Origin of the sequence: Ensifer sp. SSB1 (genome assembly GCF_016652895.1) — a bacterium.
GTDB lineage: Bacteria > Pseudomonadota > Alphaproteobacteria > Rhizobiales > Rhizobiaceae > Ensifer.
This window is the reverse complement of sequence record NZ_JAEPRP010000171.1, coordinates 8,787-16,192: the sequence shown is the minus strand read 5'-3', so window position 1 is coordinate 16,192 and position 7,406 is coordinate 8,787. Positions and strand designations below refer to the sequence as shown.

Sequence of the window (7,406 nt, the reverse complement as noted above, 5' to 3'; positions counted from 1 at the left end):
TCAAAGGCCTTGTCTGGCGTGCGGACCGTAATCGCACCCAGGGTCTGGTCCCAGTGCCGGGTGGCGGCCTCCATTGAGCGCCGTGCACCGCCCGGGTCGGCATATTCCCGAACGAGCTTGCGGGCTTCGTCGCGACTGGCTGCCTGCCCAAGCACGAACACAAGCTCGGCGCTCTGGCCAGGAAGGACCGATACCTCGACTGTCAACGCCGCGCAGGGATCACCTGGGGTGCCGGTGGAGCCGCTCAGCTCGGAGCCATTCAGCCCCAAGGGCTGTGCGACGGAACCGCCGCGCCCCAGGAACTCGCCGCGATCACAGGTGAACGATCGCAGCGGCATGCTGGATGCAGCGAAAGCGAGTCGTCCAGCGAAAGGACCTTCCCAGATGGGCCTAGCGATGATGGCGTGTGTCTTGGTGTCATGTTCGCAGGCGATCCGCGCCGACGTATCCTCGCGCAAGGTCCCGAGCACCCACTCGATGAAGTAGGTTATGCTCAGTGCGCGCGCTTCGGCTCCCTCGTTGCGAATGGTGAGCTGGATGATCTTGAGCGGTGCGGAAACAGGAACATGCACCGTCATTTCGTGGCGAAGCGTTCCGCTGGCGCCTTCATAGCGCGTATAGCCCTGCCCATGTTTCACATTGCTGGACGACGAGTGCCCAAGCGGTAGTGGCGTCGGCGTCCATACTTCTCCGGTCTGCTCATCGCGCAGATAGACGACCTCGCCCGGAGGGTCTGAAACCGGATCGTTCGACCACGGCGTAAGCCTGTTCAACTGGCTGTTGCCTGCCCAGCTATACCCAAGGCCGCTTTCGCTCGTCATGCAGCCGAAATCGGGGTTGGCGATGACATTGCACCATGGCGCAGGCGTCGGCCGTTCCGCAGCGATCACATATTCAATGCCCTGATGCGTGAAGCCCCCGTGTCCGCTCCAGAAAAGCAGGTCCTCTGGAGCGTCGCAGGGCCGCACCAGTCGGCGGCGCGAAGATGCGTCGGGTGGTGGTGCGGAAAGCGGAATGCTTGTTCTCGGCGCGATCTGAACGGCCAGCGGTCCGCGGCTGGAAGCAAGAACCACACGCGCGGCAGCAAGGAGCGTATTCGTTGTGCTGTGCGGGAGCTTGCTGCCACGAAGCGTATGAATTCCTCCTGGCTTATCGAGGAGTTCTTCTCCGCGGCTTTCTGCGACCTGTTCGCGCAAGTGCACGCTTTCGTCTGCGTTACGTTCATCGAGCAGAACCAGATCGAAGGCGAGGCCACGGCCAGTCAGGAACGCATGTGCATCGAGAACATCCGGAAGAAGCGCGGTCCCTACTTTTTGATCGAGCCGCAGCAGCAGAATGGGAATGTCGCCGCCAATCCCATTCGACCACAACGCACCGATTTCAAGGCGCGGGCCCCCATGGACGCTGCCATTCCGGAGGTCGGGATGCGAGCGAATGAGCGCTCCTGCAAGTTGATAACAGACGGCCACCTTGTCGGCCGTAAATTGGGAAGCGGCGGCCGCATTGGTGGAGTTTCGGGTCGCAGGCGATAGAGCCCTAATTGCCGCTGCAATATCTGAAAACTGTCTCGCGATCGCCAGTGCGGCCCCTTCGTCGTCAGAGGCACCCGTCACGAAAGCGATTTGCGCGGTCTCGGAAGGTCCCAATGCCAACGTTCTGCGCAGACTGAAGACCGGATCAAGGACGGGGCCCGTCGTCGCTGAAAGACGCTGCCGGTTCTCAAGGGCGAGGGGATTGGACGGTGTTCCCCCTCGGCCCAGAAAGCGGCAGCGGTCCGTCTCATATTCGACCGAAGAACCGCCGTTCTGGCTCGATGCCGAAACGTGGACGGCAAAATTCGGCTTGTCGAAGGCGCTGCGCGGTCGGCGCCTTGCAAACAGCGCCGTCGTTTCCGGGTCAAACCGGGTTTCTACGAAAAGCTTGGCGAATGCAGGGTGCGCACTGTCGCCGCGTCGGCCGCTCAGGCAGACCTCGGAGTAGCTCGTTACCGCAAGTTTCCGGGTCGCGGCTCCCTTGTTGACGAACTGCATCAAGCGCACTTCGGCATCGCAATCATCAGCTACACATATTTGCGCGGTGACTTCGATGTCTTTGAAAGCGCAAAGAAACTCCGCGCGGTCTCCATCAAGCTCCTGCGCATATGTTGCATCCGGCCGTCGGATCGGTTGCCTGCCGATGGACCAGGCATCGCCGCTTTCGAGATCCTGGATGTAGCAAAACTGGCCCCAGCAATCGCGCGTAACATCCTCTCGCCAACGCGTGACATCGAGGCCGCGCCAGATTGCGTATCCTGACCCGTTCTCTGTGAGGAGCACATGATAACTGCCGTTCGAAAGCAGGGCGGTTTCGGTAGCCGGGCCTGTTCGATGTGGGGAAACCAGATTTTCATTTTCGTCAATCGACCGGACCATTGCGAGATCCCTCAAATCGATAGCAGCTTTGCTTCAAGCCGGACGCCGGCTCTTTCCACGGATGTTGTTCGGGAAAGGCCATTTGCGCCTCCCGTTCAACAAGACCCGTGCTGACATTCCTCCGGGTGGCCGGCGTGCAAATCAGTGCAGTCGCATGACGATGCGGCCGTCGATCTTGCCTGCCTCCATCCGATGGAAGATGTCGTTGATGTTCTCTAGGCGATCCCAGGAAAAATGCGGCTTCACTTTTCCCTCTGCGGCAAACACCAGTGATTCCTCCAGATCCTGGCGGGTGCCGACGATCGAGCCCCGCACGGTGATGCGTTTCAGCACTGTTTCGAACACGGGCAAGGACATCATTCCCGGGGGAAGGCCGACAAGCGCCATCGTGCCTTTCGACCGCATGAACCCGAAGGCCTGCTCCATCGCGACGGGAGAGACCGCGGTCACAAGGACGCCGTGAACGCCGCCATTGGTCGCTTTCGTGACCTGTTCGATGGCGTCTTTGGCCTTGCCATTGACAGTAATATCGGCGCCGAGCTGTTTTGCCAGCGTCAGCTTCTCCTCGAATATGTCGGCAGCAACGACATTCATCCCCATCGCCTTGGCATATTGCACTGCCATGTGCCCGAGGCCACCGACACCGGATATCGCCACCCACTCGCCGGGACGGACCTCCGTCTCCTTCAGCCCCTTGTATACGGTCACCCCGGCGCAAAGCACCGGCGCGGCCGCACCGAACTCGAGTTTGTCTGGTACGGCGCCCACGAAGTCAGGATCTGCAAGTCCAAACTCCGCGAAGGTTCCGTTGACGGAGTATCCTGTATTTACCTGGGAAGCGCACAGGGTCTCCCAACCGGTTCGGCAGTATGGGCAGTAACCGCAGGCAGTGTGTAGCCAAGGCACCCCAACCCTGTCGCCTTCCTTCACTCTTTTGACGCCCGCTCCCACCGCCGAGACGAAGCCAACTCCCTCATGTCCGGGTACGAAGGGTGGCGACGGCTTTACCGGCCAGTCGCCATTGGCGGCGTGGAGATCGGTGTGGCACACGCCCGTCGCCTCGTATTTGACCAGTATCTGTCCTGGTCCAGGTGTCGGAACGGCCATTTCTTCAATGGTGAGTGGAGCGCGGAACTGCCGAACGACAGCCGCCTTCATCGTCTTTGCCATTTCATGCTCCTCCAGCTTGTATGACTTCGACGTATTTGCGGGCCTTAAGCCAGTAATGGCTATGGCGGAAACTAACCCGAGACATCGTGGCTGCGCCTCGGCGCTTCAGACATTCTCTGCCAACATCCGTGCGGTTCTTTGCCCTCGTTGATTAAGACTCACGAACAGGCTTCCATCGCCAGCAACGGGGAGGTCGCTGATGGGGTTGTCCAACATAATTCGGCTTGCCTGTCTGACCGCTGTTGTCACGCGAATGCTTGACGACGACCGCCGTCACCAATTCTTTGACGCGCAGGTGAACCCAACTCCGGCGAGAGGCATCCCGTCATTAGCCGCGCGAATGTTAAACCTCTTGCGATGCTTCGACAACCGGCTCTGCAACTTGCGACCGCTGCCGCTGCCGCCGCGCAAGCGGCTGTTCCAACTGGCCGGACAGAAGATCAGCGAAGTTGTCCGGTGTCTGCATGGAGCATAGTGATCCGTCCACAGGAGCGCTGTGCATTACTGTAACATACTCCCGCACTACCCGGCCTTCATGCACCTTGTCGCCGTTTGGCGCCGTCCGGCGACCAGTCGATAAGAGGTCATAATGTTGAAGGGCAGATATTTCGCGGCGGCCACCGTGCTTGCCGCCATCGTCTTTACCGGGCCTGTCCAAGCCCAGACCCTCAGTTACGCCGACGCGATCACCAAATTGGCGGACGATTGCGGGGCGGATATTCAGAAGTTGTGCAAGGGACTGAATCTCGGCAACGGAAGAATCGCCGATTGCCTGCAGCAGAACGCTTCGAAGGTGACGCCCACTTGCAAGGGTGCCATCAGCGTCGTTCTTCAGTCGATTGCCCAGCGGGAACAGGCCCAGGCTTCCTATCAAAAGGTCTGCCAGCGCGACATCGCCAAGAGATGCTCCGATATCAAGGGCGACGGCTTCATCCTCGCTTGCCTGGCGAAAAAGCAGGAACGCATCAGCCAGGAATGCAATCAGGTGATCACAGATGCAGGGTGGAGATAATTCCATGAGGTTTCTCGCAAAAGCAGGCGCTTTGCTTGCCGCAATCGCTTTCTTCCCCTGCCTGACGTTTGCCCAGGAGGTTTCTCAACAGCGGATCATCACCGGGCTCGGAAAGCTTACCTCGGCGGCGCCGGCAATTGATCTGGAGATCTTGAGGCAGGAGGTGGTGAACGGCGGCGGCCAGCCGATGGCGGCTCTGCCGAACTGGCAAAAAATTTCGAAGCTTCCGCAGATGGTCGTTGAGATCAATTTCGAAAACGACTCTGTAGCAATCCAGCCGAAATCCTATCGCACCTTGGGGATGCTTGCGGATGCCCTGCATCACCCGAACCTCTGGGCCTACAAGTTCCTCGTCGTCGGCCACTCAAGTGCGACAGGCGACGATAAGCACAATCTCGAGCTCAGCGACAAGCGCGCCGCTGCGATAAAGGAGATCCTTTCAACCACCTTCGCCGTCGACCCACAACGTCTCTACGCGGTCGGTGTTGGCGAATACATGCCGATCGAAGGCTTGAACGCCGATGCCTCAAACAACAGGCGCGTGCAACTGATCAACCTTGGGGTCTTCACGCAAAAGCTGTGACCGGCAGCGCAACACCAGGCTGATCGGTTGTCTCCCAAGCGTCTCCTAGAAGAGGCCCAACCTAGAGGGTTGGGCCCAAGCCTTGCCTGGCATGCTCACCACCGTGCCCGTGCATGACGCGAGGCCCAGAGGCGCATCTGCCAGAACGATCCTTCACTCTGCCGCCGAGCGTTGCGGCAGCACCCAGTTCGGGCGCGGGAAATGGCAGGTGTAGCCGTTCGGATAGCGTTCCAGGTAATCCTGGTGCTCCGGTTCGGCCTCCCAGAAATCTCCAACTGGCTCCACCTCGGTCACGACCTTGCCCGGCCACAGGCCTGAGGCTTCCACGTCAGCGATGGTATCCTCGGCAACCCGCTTCTGCTCGTCGTCGACGTAGTAGATCGCCGATCGATAGGACACGCCGATGTCGTTGCCCTGGCGGTTCTTCGTCGTCGGGTCGTGGATCTGGAAGAAAACCTCCAGAAGGCGCCTGTAGCTGATACGCTCAGGGTCGAAGATGATCTCGATGCCCTCGGCATGGGTGCCGTGGTTGCGGTAAGTTGCGTGCGGCACGTCGCCGCCGGTGTAGCCGACGCGCGTATCGGTGACGCCGGGGAGCCTGCGGATCAGGTCTTGCATCCCCCAGAAACAGCCACCGGCCAGAACAGCTCTCTTCGTCATCCAGAATCCCTCCGGTTGGTAATACGCCTTGGTCTTTTCTCCACTCACGGCGAAGGAACCGTCGGCGATGGACCAGTAATATAGGAACTCGTTTTGCTCAGGTCAGGAGGGCGCCAAAAACATGGATCGAATCCCGCGCTGTGGGTCGTCACGGCGCTTCCAGAGGTTGACGAGGCAGAATGCTACAACGCCCCGGGCTTCAGCGGTTCCGTCAGTCGCGTCAGCAGCGTCACCACTTCGGCCTGTAGATCCAGGCAGATTTGCTGATGCTCGGACACCTGCTTCTCCCGGCGCGGAAGCTCTCGCAAAAGACTGTCGAGCGTCATCGACTCGCGCGCATAGGCCTCGAAGAGGTCGTAGAGCTGATGGTTCTTTGTCATGCGCAGAAGTTCGCGGTGCCGTGGAAGCACCAACGAAAGGCGAGCCCGGCCGAGTTGTACCAAACCCATATCGTCCCTTGCCCTCTGCTTTTGCCTGCGATCGGTTCGATCCAGGTTCTCTCCTGCGGCCCGGTATCCGAAAGCACCGGAGGACGGGAAACGCTGCAACTCGAGGACGGTTCCCGACGATGTTGAGGCCGAGCCGAACTGTGCGCGCGAGAACGTTGAGGTTGGCGGTCGGCTGCTTGCCGATTGCTCCGGATGGGCGGACGAACGCCTTCGTTCGCTTTCTTGAAGGCGAGGCGGCCGCTCTTTCTGGCGACGCGCCCCGATCCAATCTTCGATCACGGTTTCAAGGCGGCCAGGAGGGCTTTTGCCGTTTCGCCAGATGAGGCGGGATTCTGGCCGGTGATGAGCCGGCCATCCACGACCGTATGGACGCCCCAGTCCTTCACCTTTGAGAAAACGGCGCCGAGACCGAGCAACTCGTCTTCCACCAGGAAGGGCACGACCTCCGTCAGGCCGACGGCCGCTTCCTCGGAATTGGTAAAACCGGTGACCTTTCGACCGTTCACGAAAGGCGTGCCGTCCGGGTTCTTGACGCGGTGCAGAACGCCGGGGGCGTGGCATACGAGGGCAATCGTCTTGCCCGCCGCAATGAAGGCTTCAAGCAGCTTGATCGAGTTTCCGTCCTCGGCGAGATCCCACATCGGACCGTGACCGCCGGGATAGAAGACGGTGTCGAAGTCCCTCTGGTTGACGCTGTCGAGGCGAACCGTCTCGGCGAGCTGGGCCTTGGCTTCCCGGTCTGCCTTGAAACGCCGAGTGAGGTCGGTCTCGAACATCGGTTCATCGCTCTTCGGGTCAAGTGGCGGTTGGCCGCCCTTGGGCGATGCAAGGGTGATTTCGGCTCCGGCATCCCTAAAAACGTAATAGGGAGCCGCCAGCTCTTCGAGCCAGAACCCTGTCTTCTTGCCGGTGTTGCCGAGGGTGTCATGCGAAGTGAGGACCATTAGGACTTTCATGGATCATATCCTTTGCACAGGAGGAGTAGATTTGAAGTCCGATCAGCCGCGTCGGCTTCTCGATGCACTGATATTGGCGTCGCAATGATATGTGGGAGATCCAGGTCGCAGAATCCAGCTATCCATCTTGATGATGGACGAAGGAGCGAGAACTTCAGCTCGCTC

Annotated in this window: 6 protein-coding genes and 1 pseudogene; 2 read left to right on the top strand and 5 right to left on the bottom strand. The window is 60.0% G+C overall.

Features of this window, described 5'->3' with window-relative positions; translation table 11 throughout:
* A pseudogene (locus I8N66_RS30130) lies at window positions 1-2,411 on the bottom strand (glycosyl transferase); the annotation flags it as partial.
* A gap of 141 nt (window positions 2,412-2,552) precedes the next feature.
* Entirely contained in the window at window positions 2,553-3,581 is a 1,029-nt protein-coding gene (gene adhP / locus I8N66_RS30125; RefSeq protein WP_291161949.1) for an alcohol dehydrogenase AdhP, read from the bottom strand.
* 589 nt (window positions 3,582-4,170) lie between these two features.
* Between adhP and I8N66_RS30120 the strand changes: the two genes are divergently transcribed.
* Both I8N66_RS30120 and I8N66_RS30115 read left to right on the top strand, forming a co-directional pair.
* Complete coding sequence (locus I8N66_RS30120) at window positions 4,171-4,593, top strand: cysteine rich repeat-containing protein (RefSeq protein WP_113538114.1); 423 nt, start codon at window positions 4,171-4,173, stop codon at window positions 4,591-4,593.
* Window positions 4,594-4,597: 4 nt separating this feature from the next.
* The gene (locus tag I8N66_RS30115) at window positions 4,598-5,176 is read left to right on the top strand and encodes an OmpA family protein (protein ID WP_291161943.1); all 579 of its coding nucleotides are present in this window, start codon (window positions 4,598-4,600) and stop codon (window positions 5,174-5,176) included.
* 153 nt (window positions 5,177-5,329) lie between these two features.
* On the opposite strand, the gene msrA is transcribed toward I8N66_RS30115, so the two are convergent.
* The 3 genes from msrA to I8N66_RS30100 form a co-directional block, all read right to left on the bottom strand.
* Window positions 5,330-5,836, bottom strand: coding sequence for a peptide-methionine (S)-S-oxide reductase MsrA (gene msrA, locus I8N66_RS30110; RefSeq protein WP_291161940.1), 507 nt, complete (start codon window positions 5,834-5,836; stop codon window positions 5,330-5,332).
* A gap of 182 nt (window positions 5,837-6,018) precedes the next feature.
* Window positions 6,019-6,216, bottom strand: coding sequence for a hypothetical protein (locus I8N66_RS30105; protein WP_291161937.1), 198 nt, complete (start codon window positions 6,214-6,216; stop codon window positions 6,019-6,021).
* A 344-nt stretch (window positions 6,217-6,560) separates the two neighbouring features.
* Window positions 6,561-7,241 carry a type 1 glutamine amidotransferase domain-containing protein gene (locus I8N66_RS30100; RefSeq protein ID WP_223729427.1) on the bottom strand — a complete coding sequence of 227 codons (681 nt, stop codon included), beginning with the start codon at window positions 7,239-7,241 and terminating at the stop codon, window positions 6,561-6,563.
* Window positions 7,242-7,406 lie beyond the last annotated feature (165 nt).

Excerpts from the sequence above, each read along its gene's own strand:
- adhP (WP_291161949.1), bottom strand. The coding sequence starts at position 3,581 with ATGGCAAAGACGATGAAGGCGGCTGTCGTTCGGCAGTTCCGCGCTCCA.
- I8N66_RS30120 (WP_113538114.1), top strand. The coding sequence starts at position 4,171 with ATGTTGAAGGGCAGATATTTCGCGGCGGCCACCGTGCTTGCCGCCATC.
- I8N66_RS30115 (WP_291161943.1), top strand. The coding sequence starts at position 4,598 with ATGAGGTTTCTCGCAAAAGCAGGCGCTTTGCTTGCCGCAATCGCTTTC.
- msrA (WP_291161940.1), bottom strand. The coding sequence starts at position 5,836 with ATGACGAAGAGAGCTGTTCTGGCCGGTGGCTGTTTCTGGGGGATGCAA.
- I8N66_RS30105 (WP_291161937.1), bottom strand. The coding sequence starts at position 6,216 with ATGACAAAGAACCATCAGCTCTACGACCTCTTCGAGGCCTATGCGCGC.
- I8N66_RS30100 (WP_223729427.1), bottom strand. The coding sequence starts at position 7,241 with ATGAAAGTCCTAATGGTCCTCACTTCGCATGACACCCTCGGCAACACC.